This window comes from Pseudenhygromyxa sp. WMMC2535, assembly GCF_011083025.2.
This window is the reverse complement of sequence record NZ_JABJWV010000001.1, coordinates 1021621-1045605: the sequence shown is the minus strand read 5'-3', so window position 1 is coordinate 1045605 and position 23985 is coordinate 1021621. Positions and strand designations below refer to the sequence as shown.

At 70.7% G+C, this 23985-nt stretch carries 21 protein-coding genes; 8 read left to right on the top strand and 13 right to left on the bottom strand.

The genetic code is table 11. The features are described from left to right. Positions 1-37: 37 nt before the first annotated feature. Both G6O69_RS03820 and G6O69_RS03815 read right to left on the bottom strand, forming a co-directional pair. A complete protein-coding gene (locus G6O69_RS03820) occupies positions 38-1303 on the bottom strand; it encodes a VWA domain-containing protein (protein ID WP_172302168.1) in 1266 nt (421 codons plus the stop codon). A 209-nt stretch (positions 1304-1512) separates the two neighbouring features. Beyond that, on the bottom strand, positions 1513-2043 hold the full coding sequence (locus G6O69_RS03815) for a hypothetical protein (RefSeq protein ID WP_176396608.1): 531 nt from the start codon (positions 2041-2043) through the stop codon (positions 1513-1515). Positions 2044-2267: 224 nt separating this feature from the next. On the opposite strand from G6O69_RS03815, the gene clpB reads away from it, so the two are divergent. Further along, a complete protein-coding gene (gene clpB, locus G6O69_RS03810; protein WP_172302166.1) occupies positions 2268-4979 on the top strand; it encodes an ATP-dependent chaperone ClpB in 2712 nt (903 codons plus the stop codon). 99 nt (positions 4980-5078) lie between these two features. Further along, complete coding sequence (locus G6O69_RS03805; RefSeq protein ID WP_172302165.1) at positions 5079-5891, top strand: PASTA domain-containing protein; 813 nt, start codon at positions 5079-5081, stop codon at positions 5889-5891. 37 nt (positions 5892-5928) lie between these two features. On the opposite strand, the gene G6O69_RS03800 is transcribed toward G6O69_RS03805, so the two are convergent. Continuing rightward, complete coding sequence (locus G6O69_RS03800) at positions 5929-6159, bottom strand: hypothetical protein (RefSeq protein ID WP_172302164.1); 231 nt, start codon at positions 6157-6159, stop codon at positions 5929-5931. A 129-nt stretch (positions 6160-6288) separates the two neighbouring features. On the opposite strand from G6O69_RS03800, the gene G6O69_RS03795 reads away from it, so the two are divergent. Next, on the top strand, positions 6289-6774 hold the full coding sequence (locus G6O69_RS03795; RefSeq protein WP_172302163.1) for a VOC family protein: 486 nt from the start codon (positions 6289-6291) through the stop codon (positions 6772-6774). A 54-nt stretch (positions 6775-6828) separates the two neighbouring features. Here G6O69_RS03795 and G6O69_RS03790 read toward each other — a convergent pair whose 3' ends face one another. The 10 genes from G6O69_RS03790 to G6O69_RS03745 form a co-directional block, all read right to left on the bottom strand. Beyond that, positions 6829-7416, bottom strand: coding sequence for an RNA methyltransferase (locus tag G6O69_RS03790; RefSeq protein WP_172302162.1), 588 nt, complete (start codon positions 7414-7416; stop codon positions 6829-6831). Between the two features lie 240 nt (positions 7417-7656). Beyond that, positions 7657-8826: an isocitrate/isopropylmalate family dehydrogenase gene (locus G6O69_RS03785; RefSeq protein ID WP_172302161.1), complete on the bottom strand. Its 1170-nt coding sequence runs from the start codon at positions 8824-8826 to the stop codon at positions 7657-7659. Between the two features lie 57 nt (positions 8827-8883). Then, a complete protein-coding gene (locus G6O69_RS03780; RefSeq protein WP_172302160.1) occupies positions 8884-9516 on the bottom strand; it encodes a hypothetical protein in 633 nt (210 codons plus the stop codon). Positions 9517-9689: 173 nt separating this feature from the next. Next, positions 9690-9977, bottom strand: a complete 288-nt coding sequence (locus G6O69_RS03775; protein ID WP_172302159.1) for an oxidative damage protection protein — start codon at positions 9975-9977, stop codon at positions 9690-9692. A gap of 90 nt (positions 9978-10067) precedes the next feature. Next, the gene (locus G6O69_RS03770) at positions 10068-11654 is read right to left on the bottom strand and encodes a glycine--tRNA ligase (RefSeq protein WP_255215686.1); all 1587 of its coding nucleotides are present in this window, start codon (positions 11652-11654) and stop codon (positions 10068-10070) included. Positions 11655-11732: 78 nt separating this feature from the next. Continuing rightward, entirely contained in the window at positions 11733-12593 is an 861-nt protein-coding gene (locus G6O69_RS03765; RefSeq protein WP_176396607.1) for a hypothetical protein, read from the bottom strand. After that, on the bottom strand, positions 12590-13789 hold the full coding sequence (locus G6O69_RS03760) for a phosphatidylinositol transfer protein (protein ID WP_172302156.1): 1200 nt from the start codon (positions 13787-13789) through the stop codon (positions 12590-12592). The genes G6O69_RS03765 and G6O69_RS03760 overlap by 4 nt, the downstream gene beginning before the upstream one ends. Positions 13790-13923: 134 nt before the next feature. Continuing rightward, positions 13924-15393, bottom strand: a complete 1470-nt coding sequence (locus tag G6O69_RS03755) for an NADH:flavin oxidoreductase (protein WP_172302155.1) — start codon at positions 15391-15393, stop codon at positions 13924-13926. A gap of 49 nt (positions 15394-15442) precedes the next feature. Then, positions 15443-16804: a pentapeptide repeat-containing protein gene (locus G6O69_RS41880; protein WP_217909762.1), complete on the bottom strand. Its 1362-nt coding sequence runs from the start codon at positions 16802-16804 to the stop codon at positions 15443-15445. Positions 16805-16814: 10 nt separating this feature from the next. After that, positions 16815-17570, bottom strand: coding sequence for a DUF4178 domain-containing protein (locus tag G6O69_RS03745; RefSeq protein WP_172302154.1), 756 nt, complete (start codon positions 17568-17570; stop codon positions 16815-16817). Between the two features lie 238 nt (positions 17571-17808). Between G6O69_RS03745 and G6O69_RS03740 the strand changes: the two genes are divergently transcribed. The 5 genes from G6O69_RS03740 (at position 17809) to G6O69_RS03720 (ending at position 23700) form a co-directional block, all read left to right on the top strand. Next, positions 17809-18735, top strand: coding sequence for a thiamine pyrophosphate-dependent enzyme (locus G6O69_RS03740; protein ID WP_172302153.1), 927 nt, complete (start codon positions 17809-17811; stop codon positions 18733-18735). Further along, complete coding sequence (locus tag G6O69_RS03735) at positions 18732-19736, top strand: transketolase C-terminal domain-containing protein (protein ID WP_172302152.1); 1005 nt, start codon at positions 18732-18734, stop codon at positions 19734-19736. Before G6O69_RS03740 ends, G6O69_RS03735 begins: the two co-directional genes overlap by 4 nt. Before the next feature lie 20 nt (positions 19737-19756). Next, positions 19757-21082 carry a dihydrolipoamide acetyltransferase family protein gene (locus tag G6O69_RS03730; protein WP_217909761.1) on the top strand — a complete coding sequence of 442 codons (1326 nt, stop codon included), beginning with the start codon at positions 19757-19759 and terminating at the stop codon, positions 21080-21082. 45 nt (positions 21083-21127) lie between these two features. Continuing rightward, positions 21128-22558, top strand: a complete 1431-nt coding sequence (lpdA, locus tag G6O69_RS03725) for a dihydrolipoyl dehydrogenase (protein ID WP_172302151.1) — start codon at positions 21128-21130, stop codon at positions 22556-22558. A 668-nt stretch (positions 22559-23226) separates the two neighbouring features. Beyond that, a complete protein-coding gene (locus tag G6O69_RS03720) occupies positions 23227-23700 on the top strand; it encodes a hypothetical protein (RefSeq protein WP_172302150.1) in 474 nt (157 codons plus the stop codon). The last annotated feature ends 285 nt before the right edge of the window (positions 23701-23985 follow it).

Sequence of the window (23985 nt, the reverse complement as noted above, 5' to 3'; positions counted from 1 at the left end):
CCCGGGCTCTTTTGCTGGTTGACTCGCGGAGGCGGAATCAGCCGGCGGGCGGGCAGCCGTAGGTGCCGTCGAAGCTGGCCGCGCCGCTCTTGAAGTCTTCGCAGTAGGAGCCACAGAAGGTCATGATCTCGCCCTCGGTGACCCAGGTCCAGCCGTCCTCGCTGTCGCAGTCGTCGACCTTGGGGACCTCCTCACCGCCGACCTCGAACTCGACGTAGGGGATCTGCTGCGAGTCGGGGGCGCCCTCGTCGGTCATGGTCAGGTCGATGGTGCAGTCCGTGACCTCGCCGAGGATGGCCTCGATGGCGTCGATGAGCTCCTGCTGGTTGGTGGTGTTGAAGAACTTCTCGGCGTCCATGCCCTCGTTCTTCGGCGCGCCACCGGCGAGGGCGACGTCGTTGAGGCGCTCGTAGGGGTTGGCCTCGGGGGCGCCGTCCATACCCGCGCCCAGGAGCTGGTCGACGATGTCGATGCCGACCACGAAGGTCGTGATCCCGTCGTCGTCGTAGGCGGCCTGGACGGTGGTCGGGAGCGTCTCGTCGTAGAACTCGATGTAGTCCGGGAAATCCAGCGTCGTGTTGCAGTTGGCCGCGCCGTCGGTGATCAGCAGAATGTAGTTCGGGTTCGCGCCACCTTGGGAGAGCAGGTGGTTGACCGCTGAGTTGATCCCCTTGGTCGCCGGGGTGCCACCGACGACCTCGGTGTTACCGGCGTCGGGTCCGGGGATCGCCGCGAGGATCGCCGCGCCGTTGTCGAGCGCGACGCCGACCTCGGGCGTGGTGTTCGTGGTGCACGAGTCGATGTTGTAGCAGGCGGAGTTCTGCGGGGTGGCGTCGGGGCAGGCGTCGGACGAGGGGAAGCGCTGGATGCCAGCGTACATCGCCGAGCCGAAGTTCTGCATGACGGTGTCGACCACGCCGTGCAGGGTGTTCCAGCGCGTGACGTCAGCGGTGTTGTCGTCGAGGTCGTGATCCCAGACGTTGTTGACCATGCTGGCGGAGGCGTCGACGACCATCACGATGTAGGGAGGGATATAGGTCGGCACGATCGAGACCTCACCGCAGTTCATGCCGTCGCTGCTGGTGGTCGTGCCGTCCGCTGTCTCGGAGGAGGTGTCGAGGGTCGTCGCCGAGGTGTCGAGGGTCGTCGAGACCTCGTCCTCTCCGGTCGATGACGTGGAAGTGCTCGTCACGCCGATGCCGGTCTCGTCGTTGGCGTCGTCGCTGGGGGCATCGTCGCTCGGACAACCAGCCAGGGCCGCGACCAGCGGGATGCTGGCGTACATGATCATGCTACGGTTCATTCTTCTCAGGCTCCTCGAAGGGGTGACGCGTTGGTAGTTGCGTCTTCGTACTGCCTTCATCATAACCGATCTTTGGGTGCGATGTCGCCAAATGGATCGCCGAACGCAGCGCCTGGTGGGCTCTGGTGGTACCTACGCCGAGACCTGCGTGCCGCCCGCTGGCAACGAAGCAGTGGGGAATGAGATCTGGGGACGTTGGGAATTTCAGCCTAGAAGCGAAGCTCTAGAACCAGGCCGCCACCAGTGGGCGCACCCAAGCGCTGTCGCGGACGCGCGAGCCAAGGGCGGACGCCAACGAGGCGCGGTTCCAAGCCTGCGCTTCCACCTGCCTGCCAGCGAGTGTGGCGATTGCGCTGACTCGCGCCGATGCTCAGATACACGATGCCGATGATGGTCAGCGCGCCTCCCTCGGCGACGCCATACCAGCCAAAGCCACCATAGGCCTGGCAGTCCGAATCGCTCGAGGCTGGGCAGAGGTTGGGCTTCGACGCCATCCAAACGGTTACCGCGCCCGCGCCCGCGCGGATCAGCCCGAGGGAGAACAACACGGAACCAATGGTCAGCTCCTTGTCGCCCGTCGGGGGCTCTTGGTGCTCGCGGGTCTCGGCGAGGCTCCAGTAACCGCCGGGGGGTGCCGCTTGTGGAGGAGGTGGCTCCGCGGCGAGCAGGCCGGCGAGCGAGGCGCTGAGGAGGGTGATCACGCGGACGCGAAGCATGGACTCGTGCGAAGAGCGACGCAAGACCGCGGGAGGGTCGAGTCTTGGCTCACGGTGTACGCCGAGCGGACGCGAAGCGCGGGGGGTTGCGGAGCTGGCGGCCGTGCGCAGGTTGGCGCCGCGGGTGGGAGACCCCCGCACCGCACGCTCTCTCCACTCATCCCACGAGTTCCTCAATCCGTTCACCGCCCCCCAGCGCTTGGTGGGGCGCCCCGCGCTCGGACGAGCGCCGTAAGGAGAACAAGAACATGGCAGCTTTCAACCCCGAGCAGGCAACGGTCAAGACGCGCCACGCGGTGGCCCACGCCCAGGCGATGGCCCGCGATCTGGGTCACCCCGAGATCGACACTTTGCACCTGCTCATGGCCACCATTCAGCAAGATGGTGGCCTCGTGCGCCCGCTGCTCGAGCGCGCCGGGATCCACGGCGCCGCCGTCGAGCGGGCGCTGGCCCAGGAATTTTCAAAGCGTCCCCGGGTCGACGGCGGGGACGTGGGCGTGGCCCGCGAGCTGCGGACCGCCCTCGATCTCGCCGCCGACGAGGCCGCGAGCCTCAAGGACAAGTTCGTCAGCACCGAGCACCTGGTGCTCGCCTTCCTCTCGCCCAAGGCGGACAAGGCGGGGATCAAGGCCGGCAAGCTGCTGCGCGAGCTGGGCGCTTCGCGCGAGCTCGTGCTGTCCGCGCTCCAGGAGATGCGCGGTAACCAAAGCGTGACCTCCGAGGATCCCGAGGGCACCTACGAGGCCCTCGACAAGTACACCCGGGATCTCACCGGCCTCGCCCGCCAGGGCAAGCTCGACCCGGTCATCGGGCGGGATCAGGAGATCCGCCGGGCGATCCAGGTGCTCTCGCGGCGGACCAAGAACAACCCGGTGCTGATCGGCGACCCCGGCGTGGGCAAGACGGCCCTGGCCGAGGGCATCGCGCTGCGCATCGCCGCGGGCGACGTGCCCGAGTCGCTCCGCGACCGCCGGCTGCTCCAGCTCGACCTCGCGGCGCTCGTCGCTGGCGCGAAGTATCGCGGCGAGTTCGAGGAGCGGCTCAAGGCCGTGCTCAACGAGGTCTCGAGCTCCGAGGGCCAGATCCTGCTGTTCATCGACGAGCTGCACACCCTGGTCGGGGCCGGCGGCAGCGAGGGCACCCAGGACGCGGCCAACATGATCAAGCCGGCCCTCGCCCGCGGTGAGCTGCGCTGCATCGGCGCGACGACCCTCGACGAGTATCGAAAGTTCATCGAGAAGGACAAGGCGCTCGAGCGTCGCTTCCAGCCCGTGATGATCGACGAGCCCTCGGTCGAGGACACCGTCGCCATCCTCCGCGGCCTGCGCGATCGCTTCGAGGCCCACCACGGCATCGAGATCGAGGACGCGGCCCTGGTCGCGGCCGCCAACCTCAGCAACCGCTACATCCAAAACCGCTTCTTGCCCGACAAGGCCATCGACCTGATCGACGAGGCCTCGGCGCGGCTCAAGATGGAGGTCGAGAGCGTCCCGCTGCCCATCGACGAGCTCGAGCGCAAGATCACCCGGCTCGAGATGGAGCGCCAGGCCCTGGCGCGGGAGCAGGGGGGCGAGGGCGGCGGCTGGCGTGACAAGCTCGGCGCGGTGTTCGGCAAGGACGAGGCCGACGACGCCTCGCGCCAGAAGTCCGAGCGTCAGGGCGTGCGCCTGCGCGAGCTCGAGGCCGAGCTCGCCGGCTTGCGCGAGGAGGCGGCGGCGCTGCGCGGGCGCTGGCAGGGCGAGCGCGACCGCTTCGCCGAGATCAAGCAGCTCTCCGAGCAGATCGAGGCCACCAAGTCCGAGGCCGAGCGAGCCCAGCGCGAGGGCAACCTCGAGAAGGCCTCGCAGCTCACCTACGGTGCGCTGCGCGAGCTCGAGGCGCGGCGCCAGCAGGCCCGCGAGGCCCTCAAGAAGGCCCAGGCCGAGGGCTCCTTCCTGCGCGAGGTCGTGACCGACGAGGACGTCGCCGAGATCGTCTCGAAGTGGACCGGGATCCCCGTGTCCAAGATGCTCCAGGGCGAGCAGGAGAAGCTGCTCGAGATGGAGGGCAAGCTCCACGAGCGGGTCATCGGCCAGCAGGAGGCCATCGAGGCGGTCTCGTCCGCGGTCCGCCAGGCCCGCGCCGGGCTCTCGGACCCCGAGCGGCCGATCGGCTCCTTCCTCTTCCTGGGCCCCACGGGCGTGGGCAAGACCGAGCTCGCCAAGGCCCTGGCCGAGTTCCTCTTCGATGACGAGCGCAACGTCGTGCGCATCGACATGAGCGAGTACATGGAGAAGTTCTCGGTCTCGCGGCTGATCGGCGCCCCGCCCGGATACGTGGGCTACGACGAGGGCGGCCAGCTGACCGAGGCCGTGCGCCGCAGGCCCTACAGCGTGATCTTGCTCGACGAGATCGAGAAGGCGCACCCCGAGGTCTTCAACCTGCTGCTCCAGGTCCTCGACGACGGCCGGCTCACGGACAGCCAGGGGCGCACGGTCGACTTCCGCAACACCATCGTGCTGATGACCTCCAACATCGGCTCGGAGCTCCTGTCCCGGGGCATGCCCGCGGACGAGCTCGCGGTCGCGCGCGATCGCCTGCTGCGCCAGCACTTCCGCCCGGAGTTCCTCAACCGCCTCGACGGGATCCTCCAGTTCCACCCCCTGGGCCGCGAGCACATGCTGGGTATCCTCGAGATCCAGCTGCGCCGGCTGCAAAAGCGCCTGGCCCAGCGCGAGCTTCAGCTGGCGGTCTCGGACCGGGCCAAGCGGTGGCTGGCGGAGAACGGATACGAGCCGGAATTCGGCGCGCGACCGCTCAAGCGCCTGCTCCAGCAGCGCATCCTCGAGCCGCTCTCGCGGGCGATCCTCGCGGGTGATTTCGGCCACGGCGACACCGTGCTCGTCAACTACGACGAACCGTCCGATGGGCTGGTCGTCGAGGCCCAGAGCGCGCCGCTTCGGGCCGCCGTGAGCGCCTGATTCGAGGGTCCCGGCTTTTTCGCCATTTGTTCACAAACGCGATATTCTGAGCGGCGCGGCGGACCTCGTGGTCCTCGCGCCGCTTCAGGATCCGGGCTCGTGCAGGAGTATCTCAAGATCTTCCTGATCTCACTCGTCACCTCGGTCGTGGTGCTCTTCGCCCTCGGCCCCGTGATGATGAAATTGCAGGCACCCTCCGACGCGCAGGCGCAGGTCGAGGTGCCGGTCTCTGGTCAGCAGGAGCCCGCGGACACGCCGGCGCAGCCTGCCGCCGAGCTCACGGCGCCCAACCTCCACGGGCTGGAGCTGCGCGAGGCTCGGGAGCGCTGGCGCGCCCAGGGCATCGTGATCATCGAGGACAGCCAGCGCGTCGACAACACCGTCGAGGCCGGGACGATCCTCTCGCAGTCCCCCGACGGCGGGGCGCCGCTGCAGACCAAGGAGATCCGCGTGGTGGTCGCAGCCGCGCCCGAGATGGTCACGGTCCCCGGCGTGCTCGGCAAGGACGTCGCCGAGGCCACGGAGGAGCTCGTCGCGGCCGGCTTCGAGGTCCCGGCGCCGACCAAGGAGAGCGCCAAGGGCAAGCTCGGCGCGGTCTTGCGCCAAGAGCCCAACGCGGGGAGCAAGAGCGAGAAGGGCTCGCTGGTCCGCCTGGTCATCGCTGGCGAGGCCCCGGCGGAGGGCAGCGAGGGCGAGGCGCAGCCCGAGGTGGTCGAGGTCCCCAAGCTGCGCGGGATGCCGCTGCCGCGGGCGCGCAAGCAGCTCGAGTCCGCGGGGCTGACGGTCGGCTCGGTGCGCGAGCGCGAGGACGAGGAGCTGAGCAGCCAGCGCGTGCTGTCTCAGGAGCCCGATGGCGGCAGCGAGGTCGCCAAGGGCAGCAGCGTCGACCTCGTGGTCGTCGCCCCAGACTGAGCGGATTGAGGGGACCGAGCGGCGGGATCCGGTCGCTCTAATTTACGAGCGCGGGCTTGGGCTCGGGGCAGGGCGGGTGCTTGGCCTGGGGAGACTCCAGGCGGTGACAGGCGCGGGTCAGGACCTCGGTCAGCGAGGCCAGGGCTTTGGGTCGCACGCGCAGGGTCACGGGCCCGACGTCGACGTGGACGACGTCGCAGTCGCGGCAGATCTGAACGAGGTAGCCGTGGTCCGCGGCGAGGAGTTCGAGGGCGTGTCGGTGGCTCACCTCTTCTTTCTAAGGAAAATGAAAACTGTTTTCAAGAACATAATTTGCGAGAAAAATGCATCTGGTGTGAAAATTGAGCCTCCAAATGAAAAATAGAGTCGAATTGGAGCGTGCCCTATGCTCAGCGCCATGAGTGAGCCCCGGCCCTTCCGAGTCCTCGGTCTGCAACAAGTCGCGATCGGCGGCGCCGACAAGTCGGCCCTGCGCGCGCTGTGGGTCGACCTGCTGGGCGTGGCGCCCGTCGGGAGCTACCGCAGCGAGCGCGAGAACGTCGATGAGGACATCCTGCGCCTCGGCGAGGGTCACGCCTACGAGTGCGTGGAGATCGACCTGATGCAGCCCATCGATCCCGCGGCCAAGCCCAAGGTCGACAGCCCGGCGCTCAACCACATCGGGCTGTGGATCGACGACCTCCCGGCGGCGGTCGCCTGGCTCGAGGGCCAGGGGGTGCGCTTCACTCCCGGCGGCATCCGCAAGGGCGCGGCGGGCCACGACGTGTGCTTCATCCACCCCAAGGGCAACGCGGACAGCCCAAAGGGTGGGGAAGGCGTGCTGATCGAGCTGGTCCAGGCGCCGCCGGAGCTGCTCGTCGACGCCGAGGGGAACTATTCTTGAAAACCGGCCCGCTGGGACCCCGCGGCGGCTTCGCTGACGCGGGAGAAGGGCCCTTCAGCCGCGGCGCAGGCCAAAGAGCAGCACCGCCGAGGCGGCGGCGACGTTGATCGAGTCGGCGCTCTCGACCATGGGGATGCTGACGCGCGCGTCGGCGGTGGCCAGGGTGTCCGCGGGCAGGCCGGCGCCCTCGTTGCCGACGAGCAAGAGCAGGCGCGCGGGCGCTGCGTATTCGCCGAGCAGGTGCTCGCCGCTGGGCGTGGCGGCGACGAGGCTCATGCCGAGCTCGCGGCGCAGCTGGGCGAGGGTCGCCGGGAGGGCGTCGCTGACCCACAGCGGGACGCGAAAGACGTTGCCGACGCTGGCGCGGATCGCCAGGCGCGAGAAGGGGTCGGCCCCGGCGGCGTCGACGATCACGCCGTCGGCGTCGAAGGCCGCGGCGTTGCGGATCAGCGCGCCGAGGTTGCGGGGATCCGCGAGGCCGCTGGCGGCGATCAAGGTCAGCTGCGCCCGGCGCTCGAGGGCCTCGAGCTCGTGGGCCAGGAGCGTCTGGCGCAGGGCGGGGCGGCGGGCGCAGGCGAGCACGCCGCGGTGAAAGTCGAAGCCGACGAGGTCGACGATCTGCCGGCGCTCGAGCTCGAACACGGGCAGCTGCGCGGGCAGGCGCCCGGCCAGGCGGGCGTGGTGTGAGGGCGTGCAGACCAGCGACTCGATCTCGAGCTCGCTGGCCAGCAGGCGCTCGACCGCCAGGGCGCCCTCGACGATGATCGTCTCATTGGCGACGCCCCCGGCTCGACCCTTGCTACCCGCGCCAGCAGGCAGCGCGCGGTAGGGGTCGAGGCGAGGGTCGTCGAGGGCGAGTGTGGTTGGCGAGCTCAGCGGAGCTCACCCGAGCTTGCGCGCGGCGGCCTCGGCGATGGCCGTGCCGACCTCGCTGCACTTGGCCGCGGCTTCGTTGCCCACCAGGTCGTAGGTCAGCGGCTTGCCGGCCTCGAGGATCTCGACCACGGCGGCCTCGACGGCGGCGGCGGCCCGGGTGAGCTTGTCGTCACCCTTTTGCCCGCCGAGCCACTCGAGGCCCTCCTTGACGGAGAGCACCATGGCGATCGGGTTGACCTTGTCCTTGCCGGCGTGCTTGGGGGCGCTGCCGTGGATCGGCTCGAACATCGCGTGGTCCTTGCCGATGTTGGCGCCCACGGCCATGCCCATGCCGCCCTGGAGCGTGGAGGCCAGGTCGGTGACGATGTCGCCGAACATGTTCGTGGTCACGCAGACGTCGTAGTACTCGGGCTGGCCGATCAGCCACTGGGTGAAGGCGTCGACGATCGCCGTGTCCTTCTCGATCTCGGGGTACTCCTCACCGATCTCGAAGAAGATGTCGCGGAACATCTGACAGCCGTGGAGCACGTTGTCCTTGATGATCGCCGTGACCCGCAGCTTGCCGTCCTTGGGCGCGCCGCCGGTGCCCAGCTCGCCGCGACGCTTGCACAGCTCGAAGGCGTGACGGATGACCTGCTCCGAGGCGCGGCGGGTGATCACGCGGGTGTCGATGGCGACGTCGGCCTTGCCGCCCGGCGAGAGCTTGCCGCCGGTGGGCGCGTAGAGCCCCTCGGTGTTCTCGCGGATGATCACCATGTCGACCTTGCCAGGCTCCCAGACCTGCTTGTGGCCGCCGTGGATGCGGTGCGAGACGCCCGGGTAGAGCTTGATCGGGCGGACGTTGGCGTAGAGGTTGAGCTTGATGCGGTTGCCGATCACCGGCGAGAAGCCGGCCATCTTGTTGTCCTTCATCAGCACCGGGCCACCGGTGCCCTCGGGGTCGGGCCAGCCCACGGCGCCGAGCAAGATCAGATCGGCGGCGGCGCAGCGGCCCTGAGCGTCGGCCGGCCAGTCGAGGTCCCCGTGCTCGAGGTAGTACTGGCCGCCGCAGGGGATGTCGTCGATCTCCCACTCGATACCCAGCGGCTTGGACACGGCGTCGAGGACCTTCAGACCCTCGCGCATGACCTCCGGCCCAGTTCCGTCTCCTCCCAACGTGACGAGCTTGTACGGCATGGGCGGGACGTTAGCCGCTGGCGAGCTGCGCCGAGACCACCGCTTCGGTGAGCAACGTCACCGCGGCTGCTCTGTCTGCGGCAGCGGCCGCGGCCGCGGCTGATAGCGAAGCTCGAGCTGGCGATAGCGCAGCTCGTAGCGCAGCTCCCAGCCGCCCGCGAAGGTCCGCCTGCGCTCGACGATCGCGGCCTCGAGGCCCTCGGCGCCCGCGAACACCATGGCCGTGGGGACCAGCCCGAGCCACGCCCCGCCGACCCACTCGTCGACGCCCAGGGGCAGATCCCCGATCCGCGCGCTGAAGCTGCCGAATTCGTTGTGGTCGATCGTGACCCGGCCGAAGCTGACGTAGCGCTCCCACAGCGAGGGGACCGAGCGCAGGAAGGTGGGCGGACTCTTGGCCCACAAGAACGCCCGGTGTGTGCTGGTCAGATCACGCAGGGCGATCTGGCCCCAGACCTCGCGGGCGATGGTCTCGACGCTGTCGGTCCCGCGCAGGCGAAAGGCCGCGCGCTCGATCACGAGCAGCTGCGGGCGAAGGTCGTACCACTCGTGCGAACGCAGCTGCTCGGGCCAGTGCGGCGCGTGCCGGCGCAGGGTCTTGCGTGTCCAGGCCTGGCCGAGGCGCCTGTCGAGCCACTCGCTCATGGTGAGCACGGCGGCGCCCTTCGTCTTGACTCCATCGATCGCCATGATCCTGTGATGTCACAGGGGCGCAGACCAGGCGAGTCATCGCCGACTGCACTCGTTCCATCATCGTTCAAGCCGCGCTCGCTCGCGCGGGTCGATTCGATCGAGAGCTGGACGCGCAGATGTGCGCTGCTCGGGCCCGCGCACACAGCCCGGGCTCGATGGCTCGAGGGCGCTCAGCCCTCCGGGCGCCAGGCCGTGTCGGCCATGTCGCCCTCCTCGAAGCCGAAGAAGACCTTCATCTGGCGCTCGAGGAAGTCGCGGCCCTCCTGGGTCTGGAGGTCCAGGCGGTAGGTGTTGATGTAGCGCGGGGACTCGCGGATCCACATCTGCCAGGCCTGCATGGACACGTTGTCGTAGATCAGCTGGCCGAGCTCCGTGGGCAGGGGCTTGAAGGGGATGCCCGGAAGCTCCTGATCGAGCTTCTTGCAGTGGACCATGCGTGGGGTCTGTCCTTGGCTCATCGCTATCTCCGTGGGGCGGCGTGCGCGGGGGCAGCGTCCCCCCCGTTGGCCAGGAAATCAACCCTGGCCGGGGGCTCGCTGCCTGCGTGCTTACTCTCGGCCCTCGCGCAGGGCCTCGCGGATCACGTCCACGGCGGCGTCGACGGCCACCCGCTCCTGGCGGCGATCGTCGCGGTAGCGGAGGGTGACGGTGCCGTCCTCGCTGGTCTGGCCGTCGACGGTCAGGCAGTAGGGCGTGCCGATCTCGTCGTGGCGGGCGTAGCGGCGGCCGATGGCGTGCTGCTCGTCGAGCTTGGCGTTGACGCCCTGGCGGAAGAACTGATCCGCGATCTTTCGCGCGACCTCGGGCATGCCCTCCTTGCGGACCAGGGGGAGCACGGCGACCTTGATCGGGGCCAGGCGCGGGTGCAGGCGCAAGACCGTGCGCGCGCCCTTGCCCGCCTCGTCGCCGGGCTCCTCGTCGTAGGCGCCGCAGAGCACCGCGAGCACGCCACGGGTCGCGCCGGCGGCGGGCTCGACCACGTGGGGGACGTAGCGCCACGGGGCCTTGCCGGTCTCGGGATCCTGGGCCTCGGGGTCGGTGTAGAAGATCTTCTTGCCCGAGCCGGCCATGTGCGCGTTGAGGTCGTAGTCGGTGCGCGAGGCGATGCCCTCGAGCTCGTCCCAGCCCCAGGGGAACTCGTACTCGACGTCGAAGGTGCCGTCGGAGTAGTGGGCGAGCTCGCTGGCCTCGTGCTCGCGCAGGCGCAGCTTGTCGGCGGCCAGGCCGAGGCTCTGCCACCACTTCATGCGCGTCTCCTTCCAGTACTCGAGCCACTCGCGGCCCGAGCCGGGGGCGCAAAACCACTCCATCTCCATCTGCTCGAACTCGCAGGAGCGGAAGATGAAGTGCTCGACGGTGACCTCGTTGCGGAAGGACTTGCCCATCTGGGCCACGCCAAAGGGGATCTTGGCGGCCATCGACTGCTGGATGTTGAGGAACTGGACGAACATGCCCTGGGCGGTCTCGGGGCGCAGGTAGACCGAGGACTCGGCGAGCACCTCCTCGACGGCGGCGCGGATCGCCTTGGCCTCGTCGCCGCGCTTGGTGCCCTCCTGGACCGCGGCGATCACCTGGGCCATGGGGTCGACGGCGCCGAGGTTGGTGCGGAACATGCCGTTGAAGTCGCGCTCGGCCGACATGAAGGGCGAGCCGCAGTTGGGGCAGACGTAGCCGCGATCGCCGGCCTTGGCCCCGAGCAGCAGCTTGCCCTTGCGCTCGAGCTCGATGCCGGCCTCGGCGAGCTTGGCCAGGGCGGCCTTGGCCCGGCCCTTGTCGGCGAGCTCGATCGGCGCGTCCTCGCCCTCGGCCGTGCGCGGGGCCTTGTCGGCCCGGAAGCGCTCCTGGCAGACCTGGCAGTCGACCAGCGGGTCGGTGAAATTCGCGAGGTGGCCGCTGCTGCGCCAGACCTCGGGGTGCATGATGATCGACGCGTCGAGGCCGTAGATGTCCTCGCGGCTGTGGACCATGGCGGTCCACCACTCGCTCATCAGGTTGCGCTTGAGCTCGACGCCCATGGGGCCGTAGTCGTAGGCGCTGCGCAGGCCGCCGTAGATGTCGGAGCTCTGGAACACGAAGCCCCTGCGCTTGCACAGGGACACGATCTTCTGCATCAGTTCGGGCTCGGCGGTGGCCATGGCGCGCCGGTTTAGCACGAAGCCGGGCGGGGGTGAACGGGCGGCGCCGGGCTTCGCGCGGCTCAGAGTCTGTGACTCTCAGTCGGCCGTGGCGCGCAGACGCTCGAAGAGCGCGCGGCTGGCAGCGTCCACATCTTCTCGCGGTCCTGGGGTGATCACCAGGCGGCCACCGGTGATCGGCTCGAGCACGGTGGCCACCATCAGCGCCTCGGCGCCCTCTCGGGGCTCGACTTCCTCCGTGGTGAACAGAGCGAGGCGGTCGCCGAGCTCGGCCTCGCTCAGGGCCTGCAGGGCGCCGCGTTGGGCCGCGCTCAGCGAGAGCTGGACGAGCTGCCAGTCGGTCTCGGCGACGAGCTGGATGCGCGCGCCTGCGTCGAGCTCGAAGCCGCGCTGGGGCTCGACGAAGTAGATCCGCCAGCCGACCGCGGCGCCGCTCTGATCGCGCTCTGCCGCCCAGATCGGGCGCAGGCCGGGGGAGAGCGGGTGCGCAGCGGTGTAGTCGCTCAAGGCCTGCTCGAGCAGGCCGCGCTCGTCGGCGCGCAGGATCGGGTCGGGGCGGCGCTCGCCCGCGCGGCCGCCTCGCTCGCCGAGCTCGGCCTCGACGCCCTCGACGGGGTGGAGCTTGAGCGCGGTGATCAGCGCCATCACCCAGGGGTGGCGGTCGGCGACGGGGGCGAGGCTCAGGGCCGTGCCCAGCGGGGCTGGGTCGGCAGCGTCGACGTTGGTGTCGGCGCTGGCGCGGGGGTCACCGAGGCCACAGCCGCCCTCGCAGCCAGTCAGCCCGCCAGCGAAGGCGAGGGCGAGAGCGAGGGGGAGGGGGAGAGGGAGGGGGAGAGGGAGAGGGAGAGAGAGAGGGAGAGGGAGAGAGAGAGGGAGAGAGAGGGCGAGGGCCGAGGCTCGGCTCGGCTGGCCGCGTGAGGGCAGCGGCCGGGCGCTCACTCGCACAGGTTCCCCAGCCCCTCGAACTCGTCGATCAGCTCCTGATAGCTCTGGATCGTCCGCCCGCCGTTGGGGTCGTCGAACTCGATGAAGATCCGGTGATCGAGGGGCTCGATGCCCGCGTCTTCGTAGGCCGCGGCGTCGCTGTCGGTGTTGCCGAACACGTAGGCGGGGATCAGCCCCTTGTCGGCGAGGCGCTCGAGCTCGTCGCTCTTGTAGGTCTCGGCCGCGCTGCCGAGGGCGCCCTCGAACCACAAGGTGGTGTGCACGAGGCCCGGCGGGAAGCCGCGGACGTCGAGGAACTCGCGGGTGCGCTCGACCAGCCACTCGGGCCGCGCGGTCAGGTACATGGCGTGGTAGCCCTTGTCTTGCAGCGCGCTCAGGGCCGCGGCCGCGTAGGGCCGGGCGTCGGGGACCGTGCCCAGGAGCAGGTCGACGAACTCCTCGGACTCGTAGGTGGTCAAGGTCCCGTCGATGTCGCTGAGGAAGAGCGGGGTGCCGGGCTCGACGACCTCGATGAAGCCGTCGGCGCTGCTGAGGTCGCCGCGCACGACCATGTGGACGCGGTGGCGGCCGAGCTCGAGCTCCTGGCCGGCGGGGATCTCGAAGTAGACCCAGCCGCCGGTGTCCTCGACGCCCTCGACCGTCGCGTGGGCCTCCTCTTCGGTGGTCCAGGCCTCGCCGAGCAGCTCCCACTCTCCGCTGCACCCGCGCAGGACGTAGACGTCGACCTGCTCGTCCTTGAGGTCCTTGTCGATGGTCCCGTAGGCGAACTTGCCCAAGAGCCACTGGGTCTCGCCGGGGACGTAAAAATTGTCGCGCACGCGGTGGTTGGGATCGCCGGCGAGGACGATCACGTTGCTGTCGAGGTGCTCCCAGCCGAGCTCGGAGGGGGTCGGGGGCGCGGGCGCGTCGCAGGCCGGGGGCGGGTCGCACCACGGGCCAAAGCCGGGGTCTTCGCTCGTGTCGGAGGTGTCGCTGGTCTCGGCAGTCTCGCCCGCGTCGCTGGTCTCGGAGCCCGCGTCGCCGCCGGAGCCCTCGGTCTCGCTGACCTCATCGAGGCCCCCGGTCTCCGTGCCCAGGGTCTCACCGACCTCCTCGAGGCCGTCCATGGTGTCGTCGTCCTGGCTGGCCTCGGCGACGCAGGCCAGGGCGAGGAGGGCGAAGGCCGGGGGGCCCAGGTGGGTCTTGCGCATCGGCAGACGGTAACAAAAAAGCCCCGGGTGAGGCTGAGCCTCACCCGGGTACCCCCTGTTCCCGATGCATGTCCACGCTCACTGGTTCGACCATGGCCCGGACATGTTGGGGGTACGCCCGCCCCGAGTCGATGTTACGGCCAGGCGGGCGCGAGCAAGCGGCGCCGCCCGTCGCGGCTCAGGGGCACGTCGGGGGCGTCGAGCTCGACGCGATCCCACAGCTGGCAGGTCACCTGCTGGTGCCGGGTATCCAGGGCTTCGCAGTAGTTCGTGAACTTGCAGCGGCGGATCTCCGCGCCCCGACCCAGGCGCATCTTCAGCCACCAGTCGGGGTCGGCGAGGCTCTGGCGTGCAGCCGCGATCACGTCGGCCTCGCCGCGCGCGAGGGCGGCCTCGGCGAGCTCGAAAGAATTGAAGCCGCCGGCGGCGACCACGGGGATCTCGAGGCCGGCGTCGCGCAGCTCGGCGCGGACGCGCGCGGCCAGCGGGAGGTTGCGCGCGAAGGGGCCGCGGGCGTCGGAGTAGACCGTGGGCATGCACTCGTAGCCGCTGCGCCCGGTGTAGGGGTAGACGGCCTCGCCCACCTTGGGCTGCTTGGCGTCGTCGAACTTGCCGCCCTTGGACACGCTCAGGAAGTCCATGCCGGCCTGGGCGAAGGCGCGGCCAAAGTGCGCGGCGTCGTCGAGATCGCTGCCGCCGGCGATGACCTCGTCGCCGAGGAAGCGGCAGCCCAGGGCATAGTCCGCGCCGACGGCCGCGCGGGCGGCCGCGAGCACCTCGAGGGGCAGGCGCAGGCGACCCTCCCGCGAGCCGCCGTAGCCGTCCGCGCGGGTGTTGGTCCGCGAGAGGAAGCTGGCCATGGTGTAGGCGTGGGCGTAGTGGAGCTCGACGCCGTCGAAGCCGGCCTCCCGGGCCCGGCTTGCGGCGGCGGCGAAGAGCGGGGGCAAGCTGCGCGGGAGCTCGCGGATGTGCTCGAGGTGGAGATCCGTGACCCGCTCGCGGTAGCCCACGCGCAGGTCCTCGCGCTCGCGGGTCGTGAGCGCGGCGTCGTGGAGGGCGTCGTCGCCGGCGGCGAGGCGCTCGCGGACCTCGGCCTCGGGGGCGTCGCGCCAGCGCGCATCACCCAGGTGGGCGGCGAGGCGCTCGCGGTGACCGGCGTCGAGGCGCAAGAAGCGAGCGAAGAATTTATCGGGCGGCGGGCGGCGCTTGAGCGCCAAAAAGTCGATCAGCTGGATCAGCAGCTTGGTCTCGCCCTCGCTGGCCTCGCGCACGGCCGCGACGATCTCGCGCAGGCCGGGGATGAAGCGATCGTCGCCGATGCGCAGCAGCGGCCCCGAGGGCACGTCGCGGATCCCCGTGGCCTCGATGACGATCGCCCCGGGGCGGCCGGCGGCGAAGCGGCGATACCAGGCGATCACGTCGGGGCTGGCGAAGCCCTCGGCGGTCGCGCGCCAGGGGACCATGGCCGGGACCCAGGTGCGCGTGGCCAGGGTCAGCGGGCCGAGCGAGACGGGGGAGAAGAGCCGGCTGGAGGCGGCCTGCGCTCGGCTCGGCCACGCGGTCGCGGGGATCGGGTGACGCACGCGCTCCGGAGGGGTCCACATCGCCCGCACGGTAGCACTGGCGGCCGATGGGACGCGCTCGCGGGCGGGCTCAGTCTTCGACGATGACGCCGCGCAGGTCCGCCGGGCGCCCGCGCTGCTGCTGAAAGAGCCCGCCGTTCCAGCTGAGCAGGCGCCGGTTGAGGCGCGAGGACACCCGCGCGCCGACGAAGCTCGCGCCGCTCGGGCGCGTGCCGAGGTCGCTGATCACCCCGCGCAGGTCGGCGCCGTCGAGCACCCAGCCGGTGAGGTTGGTCTGGCGCAGGTCACAGCCGCGCAGCTTGGCCTCGATCGCGGTCTGCGAGGGCGGCAGGGGCGAGGGGTTGACGGGCAGCAGCCTGCTGAGATCGAAGCCGGAGAGGTCGCGGCTCGAGAGATCCGTCCACCGCGGGGTGACGCTGGCCAGGCGCGGGGCGGACAGGTAGCGCAGCTCCGGGGCCGCGAGCAGGGGCTCGGGCAGGCCGAGGCCCGACCACGCGTCGCAGTCGCTGCTCGCGAGCAGGCGGACGATGAAGGGGCCCACGCGCTCGGCCCACAGCTGGACGCGGAAGCGGCCGCGCTCCTCGGGGGCGAGCGGCTCGGAGATCAGGTCGACCACGTCGAAGTCGCGGCCAGAGGCGTCGACGAAGGCGAGCATGCGCCGCGGTCGAGGCAGGGCCCGCAGGCGCTCGGCCTCGCGCTGCGAGTAGCCGCGCTGCGTGGGATCGTGCAGCGCCACGGCCAGGCTCTCGCCCAGGGGATCCCCGCGGCCCTGGAGCGCGTCGGCGACCACGGACCAGTGCTGGGGTGTGGCCACGCCCGCGTCGAGGGCGTCGACCAGGGCGCGCTCGCTCGCGCTGGGCAAGGGGGCGCGGGCGGCCAGGCAGCGGTGCGCGCGGAGCCAGCCGAGCTCGCTTTGGTTGTCGCCCTCGCCGGCCGGATCTCCGAGCGAGGCGCGGGCGGCGAGGGCCTCGGGCCCCTCGAGCAGCACCCGCAGCCCCGGCCGCGCGCCTCTGTCGACGAGCCAGCTCGCCAGCTCGTCGGCCCAGCGCTGCCCTCGACGCGGGCTGCGGGCGAGGGCGACGTGGAGCTCGCCCTTGGGGTTGTTGACCTCGCCGTAAGGATCGAAGGTCCGATCCCCGCGCTGGAGGGCGAGCTCTTCGGGGCGGCAGCGGGCCCAGGGCTGGTCCTCGTCGGGATCCCAGGGCCACAGCCACCAGACCTCGCGCGCGGCGGCGTCGACGTCGACGCGCGCGCCCCGGGCAAAGCGCAGCGAGACCACGCCGCGGCCGGCGTCTCCCTCCGTCGGCGCCGCGGGAGGTCCCGACGCGGATCCCGACGGCCGGCGCTTGAGCAGCCCGCGGACGACGCGGACGAATGCCAGCGGCCGCCCACACAGGGACTCGATGTCGGCGGGGGAGATCGGCTGGCTCACGGCCGCGCGCTCAGGAGCCAGGCAGGAAAGACACCGCGTGGCGAGCGAGGATCAGACCCTCGCCCATGAGCACCGTGCTGCCCCAGCGCTCGAGCCACAGGAGATCGCGGGCGCCCGCGCGGTAGACATAGGTGCCGACGCGCGAGCCCGCGGGCCGGCCGTGACCGCCGATCGCGGCGACGCTGGCCTGGCCGCGGCGCGAGAGCCCGTAGACCCGGGGCGGCTCCGTGCGCGGCTGGATGTTGCGGGGCGGCTCGCCGGCCAGGCCGTGGCCCTCGACCGGCTCGACGACGAACCAGTCTTCGAGCTCGCGCCCGCCGATCAGCCAGCGCCTGCGGCCGCCGTCGGCCATGACCACGACCACCGTGGTCGCGCCGCCCTCGCGCAGGCGCAGCAGGCCCTCGACGACATAGTCCCCCTCGACCCGGGCGTCGCTGGCCTCGATCAGCACCACGTCGCCCACGCGCAGACCGTCGATGTCGAGGTCCTCGGCGCTGCGTGGGGCGTCCGCGGCCGCCGCGGCCATGCCCTGGCCGGAGGCGAGGGAGGCCTGGAGGCGCTCGGCGACGCGATCTCGGACTTTCTTCACAGAGGGGTTCGTGGAGGGGGCGCCGCCGCTGGGCCCCGCGGGCAGGGCGAGCTGGGCTTCCCCGGCGTCGAGGGCCCGGTTGCTGTCCCCCCAGTCTCGCAGGCGGCGAGCCGCGAGCACGCCAACCCAAAAGGCACCGGCGATGGTCATGGCCGCGAGCAGTGAAGGGATGAACATGTCGGTCTTCGCGCTCTCACGCAAGCGCCTGGGGCAGGGAGTGGGGGCGTGTGTGTGAGCGGGGCGTGAGAAGGGTCCTGCGCACCCGCGCCGCGAGGCCGGGCGCTCCACGAGCATACACCCAGCGCGCCCTGGGGCCACGCTTGACCCCACCGGGGCCCGGTGGATACAAGCCCTTCGGCGTCATCGCGGGTTTTTGGGCTCCTCGGCCCACCTCGTCGATGGCCAGCGAGCGCACATGCAACCGACTGCCTGGGAACCCGAAGGGATCGAGGCCCTGCTCGACTCGAAGGGGGCGTTGGCCGACCCCTCTGCGGTCAGCGGGCTCGATCTGCGCGCCTACTACAAGAAGTTGGTCGCGGCGCGCATCTTGGATCTCAAGCTCGGTCGCCTCGAGCTGCCCATGTGGGCCTCGGCGGCCGGCGAAGAGGCGGTGTCCGTGGCCATCGGCGAGCTCGCCGGTGCGCAGGACTGGATCTTCGTCGGCAACCGCGACGCGGCGGTGGCCCTGCTGCGTGGCGTGCCGCCCACCGAGCTCGTGCGTCAGCTGCTCGGGCAACCCAGCGCCGGCACCCGCGGGCGCGGGCTGCCCGGCTCGATCGACGCGCGTGCACAGCGGATCGTCGGCGCCAGCGAGAGCCTGGGCATGAGCCTCGGGCTGGCGGTCGGCCACGCCCATGGGCAGCGCCTCTTCGGCCGCGGCCCGGCCAGCGTGGTCCTCTTTGGCGAGGGCCAGACGACCACGGGCGCCTTCCACGAGGCGCTGGCGTTGGCCCTGGCCCACGACGCGCCGGTCGTGTTCGTGTGCAAGTCGCAGCTGTGGCCCGAGGGCGCGCCGGCCGAGGCCGGGCTGCTCGGGGACAGCGTTGCCGAGCGCGCGGCGGCCTGCGGCCTGTGGTCGCGGCGCTGCGACGGGGCCGACGCCCTGGGCGTGCGCCGGGCGATCGGCGCGGCGCTGCACCGGGCCCACGACGGCGCCGGTCCGGGCCTGGTCGAGGTCGTGGTCACGCCGCTGAGCCAAGATCCCCCGGCCGAGCGCGACCCCGTCGAGCGCATGCGTCGGCTGCTCGACGCGCGCGGCGAGTGGACCCAGCCCTTTCAAGACGTGACCGAGGCCGAGATCCACGGCCTCGTCGACAAGGCGATCGCGGAGGTCAGCCAATGAGCGCGCTCGTCCCCCTCGCCCGCACCGTCGCCGCGCTCTTGCGCGAGGACGACCGCCGCTGCCTGCTCGGCGAAGACGTGCGCAACGGCGGCCTGCTCGGGCTGTCGCGCGCGGCCGCCGAAGACGAGCGCCTGCGCCCGCGCCTGCTCGGCGGGCCGCTGACCGGCGCCGGCCAGCTGATCCACGCCGGCGGCCTGGCGCTCTCGGGCCTGCGCCCGATCGTGCTCCTGCCCTCGGCCGCGGCCCTGCTCGAGGGCATGGCCGCGCTGCGCGAGCTCGGTCGCCTGAGCTGGCGCAGCGGCGGCGACGCCCCGGAGGACCAAAGTGAGCGAGCGGGCGTCGAGCTCCCGCTGCTCTTCGTCGCCCCCAACGGCCCCGGCTTCGGCCTGGGTGGCGAGGCCGCCGAGTCCGTCGAGTCGGCCCTGGCCGCGATCCCCGGCCTCGAGCTGTGGTCCGCGGGTCGGGCCACGCAGCTTTGCGCCTACCTGCGCAGCGCCGCCGAGACGCGCCCCTTCGCCGGGCCGCGGGTGCTGCTCTTGCCCCGCGCCGAGGTGGTCAGCGATCTCGACGTCGACGTCGATCTCCACGCGGGCCTCGATCGCCCGCTCACCGCCACGCTGCGCCGGGGCGACCGGGCCACGGTCTTCGCCTGGGGCGCTGCCCTCGAGCCGGCCCTGGCCGCGGCCGAGGCCCTCGCCAGCGCCGAGCAGCTCGAGGTCGAGGTCGTCGAGGTCGGGCGGCTCTCGCCCCTCGACGAGGACGTGCTCGTCGAGGCGGCCGCGCGCACGGGCAAGCTCGTCATCGCCCACGCCGGCCCGCGCCGCCACGGCCTCGGGGCCGAGCTCGCCGCGCTCTTTGCCGACCGCGCCATCCTCCACCTCGACGCGCCGGTGCTGCGCGTGACCGGCGAGGGAGCCCTCGTCGCCGGCCACGAGGACGCCCTCGCGTGTCCGAGCGCCGCCGCCATCGCCCAGGCTCTCGTCGACGTCATCGACTACTGACCCCGTCCCTCCAGATACCCATGATCGAATTCAAGCTCCCCGAGATTGGTGAAGGCGTCATCGAAGGCGAGATCGTCCAGTGGCTGGTCCAGCCCGGCGAGTCCTTCGCGGCCAACGACGCCCTCGTCGAGGTGATGACCGACAAGGCCACCATCGAGATCCCCGCGCCCTTCGACGGCGCCATGCAGACCCACCGCGCCGCCGAAGGTGACGTCTGCGCCGTGGGCTCGGTGATCGCGACCCTCAGCGAGGGCGCGAGCGCGCCCGCGCAGGCGAGCGCGCCCGCGGCCAACGCCCCGGCGCGAGCCAGCGCGCCCGCGGCCAACAGCCCGGCCAGCCCTGCCCGCACCGACGCGGCGATCCTCGCGACCCCGGCGGCCCGGGCCCTCGCCCGCGAGCACGACATCGACCTCGCGAGCCTGCCCGCGAGCGAGCGCGGGCGGATCACCAAGCGCGAGGTGGTCGCCGCCAAGCAGCAGGGCCTGAGCGGCCCGGCGCCCCAGGTCATGTCGGCGCCGCCGCCCATGCCCACGCCCGCGCCGGTGGCCGTGCCCGCCGGCATGCCCACGCCCGCGGCCCGACCCGCAGCCCAGCCGGCCGTCGCGGCCCAGCCGGTCGCGCGCGCCGACGCGAGCGCGCGCACCGACGAGTACCTGCCCTTCCGCGGCATGCGGCGCAAGATCGCCGAGGGCATGTCCAGGGCCTACTCGACGGCGGTGCACTACACCTACGTCGAGCAGATCGACGTCACCAAGCTCGTCGCCCTGCGCAACCAGGCCAAGCGCTCCGCGGCCGAGCAGGGCGTGTCGCTGAGCTACCTGCCCTTCATCGTCAAGGCCGTCTGCCACGCGCTCAAGCGCTACCCGATCGTCAACGCCGAGCTCGACGAGGCCAACAGCCGGATCGTGCTCAAGAAGCGCTACCACGTGGGGATCGCGGCGGCCACGGACCAGGGCCTGATGGTCCCCGTGATCAAGGACGCCGACCTGCTCAGCCTCCTGGACGTCGCCCGCGAGATCAAGCGCCTGGGCGAGGGGGCCAAGACCGGCAAGCTCTCGCGCGACGAGCTGACCGGCTCGAGCTTCACGATCACCAGCTTGGGGACCATCGGCGGCGTGCTGGCCACGCCGATCCTCAACTACCCCGAGGTCGGGATCCTCGGCGTGCACGCGATCCGCAAGGTCCCCGTCGTCACCGAGGACGACGAGATCGCGGTCGGGCACATCATGAACCTCTCGGTCTCTCTCGATCACCGCATCGTCGACGGCTTCGAAGGCGCGAGCTTCCTCCAGGAGGTCCGCCGCTACCTCGAGGATCCGACCTTGCTGCTGCTCGCCGGGATCTGAGCCCGGCGCCGCCCAACCCACCAAGCCAAGCGCGAGCCCACCACCATGGCCACCATCAAGAAGACCGCACTCATCATCGGCGCCGGCACCGGCGGCTACCCCTGCGCGATCCGCCTCGGCCAGCTCGGCGTCGACGCCATGCTCGTGGAGAAGGCCGAGCCCGGCGGCGTCTGCCTCAACTGGGGCTGCATCCCCAGCAAGGCGCTGATCTCCGCGACCAAGCTCTATCACAAGGCCCAGCACGCCGAGCACATGGGCGTGAGCTTCCAGAGCCCCAGCGTCGACATGCCCAAGATGCAGGGCTGGAAGGCCGGGATCATCAAGAAGCTGACCGGCGGGGTGAAGACCCTGGTCAAGGGCGCGGGCACCGAATACGTCACGGCCACCGCCGAGATCCTCGGGCCGGGCCGGGTCAAGCTGGTCTACCCCAAGGACGAAAAGGGCGTGGCCAAGCCCGACGACATCGTCGAGTGCGAGCACCTGGTGATCGCCACCGGCTCGCAGCCGATCGTGATCCCCGGGTTCGAGATCGACCAGGACAAGGTCCGCGACAGCACCGGCGCCCTCGAGCTCGACTTCGTGCCCGAGCACATGGTCTGCATCGGCGGCGGGATCATCGGCCTCGAGCTCGGCCAGACCTTCCAGCGCCTCGGCACCAAGCTGACCGTGCTCGAGGGCATGGACCGGGTGCTCGGGCCCTGCGACGCCGACCTCGCCAAGCTCGTCGCCCGCAAGATCAAGCAAGACGGCGGCGAGGTCGTGACCAAGGCCATGGCCAAGGGCTACGAGACCCGCGAGGGCAAGCTGTGGGTCCGCGCCGAGGTCGGCGGCGAGACCAAGGAGTACCCCGCCGACGTCGTGCTCGTGGCCGTCGGCCGCCGCCCGGTGACCAAGGGCTTCGGCCTCGAGCGCCTCGGCGTGACCATCGACGAGCGCGGCTTCGTCAGCGTCGACGCCCGCCAGCAGACCAACGTGGCCAAGGTCTACGCCGTCGGTGACGTCTGCGGCCAGCCGATGCTCGCCCACAAGGCCAGCCACGAGGGCGAGGTCGTCGCCGAGGTCATCGCCGGCAAGAAGACCGTCAACGACGCGCGCTCGATCCCCAACGTGGTGTTCACCGAGCCCGAGATCGCCTCGGCGGGCATGGGCGAGGACGAGGCCCGCGCCGCCGGACACGAGATCGAGATCGGCAAGTTCCCGTTCTCGATCAGCGGCCGGGCCATGGCCATCGACGAGACCGATGGCTTCGTCAAGGTCATCATCGACAAGCAGGACACGCGCGTGCTCGGCATTCACGTCGTCGGCCCCGAGGCCAGCGACCTGATCAGCGAGGGCTCGCTGGCCATCGAGATGGGCGCCTTCGCCGAGGACATCGCGCTGACGATCCACCCGCACCCCACCTTGGGTGAGGCGGTCATGGAGGCGGCCAAGCACGCGATCGGCGAGGCCATCCACGTCGGCAACCGTCGGCGCTGAGCACACGCGCGCGCGAGCGCGGAATCGGTCCTGAACCAAGATTTCAGGTTTCAGAGCTGGCCCACGGGCCGGCTCTTTTGTCATGTCGGCGTCGGGGCATTCGTCAATTTCGACAGTTGATTGAAAAAGGGGGCAAAACGCCACGCCACAGGCGACATGAAGTTCGGGTTTCTTCGTGGCCTGAGTTTCTCTGTGTACGCCCCCGAAGCGCGCCACCGGGGCCGGCCTGGGCTCGTCAAAATGCGTGCTGAGACGGTCTGAGGGCGGCTGGAGCGGGGTTTTGCCTAGATCCGACAAAGCGCCCGCGCCGGCCCTGGCGCCCGCGCCGAGCTCGAGGGGCTGCCTTGCAGGGCCAAGGTCCGGGGCTACGATAATTGTGTTCACAATCGAATGCGTCAACGACCCATTCGCAATCGGTGAATCAACTCTAGTGTGCGCGGCAGAGGACTTGAAGGGTCCCAGGCGCCGGACCGCCGGTTGCTGACGAGGCGCGAGGAGGGAGTTTGTCGGGCACAAATGACTGACGAGCAACGAAGTCAGCGGCCGGTGCTCCAAGCCTGGGGCCCTTCAAGTCCTCTGCCGCGCACACTAGATGCTCTTTCGTGTGTCGCGTTCAGCCAGCTGTCTGGCTGACCACGGGGGCGTCTCACAACCAGAGGGCCGAAGCCATGTCGATCACATACGCACGATTCAAGAGCCACGAGCTCGCCCGCAGGGCGTCGAAGGTGCTACGTCGTAGCAGGGAGCCCGCGCGGGTAGACCTGCTGTGGAGCCCCGAGCGCCTGTCTCACCACGCGATCCCCCTGCACATGACCGCGGCGCGCAGCGGCGTGCTCGTGGGCAGCGTGATGGCCGGGCTCGGGGCGATCCTGGCCCTAGCTGGGGCGCTGTGGCTGACCGGGGTCGGTGGTGAGGGCGCGCTGATCGGCGCTCGAGGCACGCTCACGCTCTTCGTCGGGCTCTCGGCGCTCTTTGGCGGCCTCGCGGGGGCCCTGTCCTTTGCCTCGGACAATGGGATCAAGGTTCAGCGCATGCGCAGGTGGCTGAGCGCTGGGGACCAGGTCGTCATCGTCGAGGCCAGGCGCGACCACGAGGACATCCTGCGTGGCCTCGGGGCGGACCAGGTCGGGACCTTCGCCTGAGTGAGTGAGATTGAGATGGAGAGGAGAGAAAACTCGAGTACGCGGACGCGAAGCAAAGGACACGAATCACTGCGGATAAACCGAGACACAACGCCGCGAACCCCAAAAATCAAGGAGCAGACCCGCCGCTGAGCAGGCGAGAAATCACCAAGAACACAGCCGACAAACCGACAAAACGCGAAACCGATAAACCAGCGAAGGGCCGGGCACAGGCCGGCCACCCAACTGACCAAGCACAAACAGCCCAAGCAACAACCACTGACACGGGCCAACCACCTACACCCA

Excerpts from the sequence above, each read along its gene's own strand:
- G6O69_RS03785 (WP_172302161.1), bottom strand. The coding sequence starts at position 8,826 with ATGCCGTACAAGCTCGTCACGTTGGGAGGAGACGGAACTGGGCCGGAG.
- G6O69_RS03780 (WP_172302160.1), bottom strand. The coding sequence starts at position 9,516 with ATGGCGATCGATGGAGTCAAGACGAAGGGCGCCGCCGTGCTCACCATG.
- G6O69_RS03735 (WP_172302152.1), top strand. The coding sequence starts at position 18,732 with ATGAGCGCGCTCGTCCCCCTCGCCCGCACCGTCGCCGCGCTCTTGCGC.
- lpdA (WP_172302151.1), top strand. The coding sequence starts at position 21,128 with ATGGCCACCATCAAGAAGACCGCACTCATCATCGGCGCCGGCACCGGC.
- clpB (WP_172302166.1), top strand. The coding sequence starts at position 2,268 with ATGGCAGCTTTCAACCCCGAGCAGGCAACGGTCAAGACGCGCCACGCG.
- G6O69_RS03730 (WP_217909761.1), top strand. The coding sequence starts at position 19,757 with ATGATCGAATTCAAGCTCCCCGAGATTGGTGAAGGCGTCATCGAAGGC.
- G6O69_RS03740 (WP_172302153.1), top strand. The coding sequence starts at position 17,809 with ATGCAACCGACTGCCTGGGAACCCGAAGGGATCGAGGCCCTGCTCGAC.
- G6O69_RS03760 (WP_172302156.1), bottom strand. The coding sequence starts at position 13,789 with ATGCGCAAGACCCACCTGGGCCCCCCGGCCTTCGCCCTCCTCGCCCTG.
- G6O69_RS03820 (WP_172302168.1), bottom strand. The coding sequence starts at position 1,303 with ATGAACCGTAGCATGATCATGTACGCCAGCATCCCGCTGGTCGCGGCC.
- G6O69_RS03720 (WP_172302150.1), top strand. The coding sequence starts at position 23,227 with ATGTCGATCACATACGCACGATTCAAGAGCCACGAGCTCGCCCGCAGG.
- G6O69_RS03755 (WP_172302155.1), bottom strand. The coding sequence starts at position 15,393 with ATGTGGACCCCTCCGGAGCGCGTGCGTCACCCGATCCCCGCGACCGCG.
- G6O69_RS03795 (WP_172302163.1), top strand. The coding sequence starts at position 6,289 with ATGAGTGAGCCCCGGCCCTTCCGAGTCCTCGGTCTGCAACAAGTCGCG.
- G6O69_RS03745 (WP_172302154.1), bottom strand. The coding sequence starts at position 17,570 with ATGTTCATCCCTTCACTGCTCGCGGCCATGACCATCGCCGGTGCCTTT.
- G6O69_RS03770 (WP_255215686.1), bottom strand. The coding sequence starts at position 11,654 with ATGGCCACCGCCGAGCCCGAACTGATGCAGAAGATCGTGTCCCTGTGC.
- G6O69_RS03775 (WP_172302159.1), bottom strand. The coding sequence starts at position 9,977 with ATGAGCCAAGGACAGACCCCACGCATGGTCCACTGCAAGAAGCTCGAT.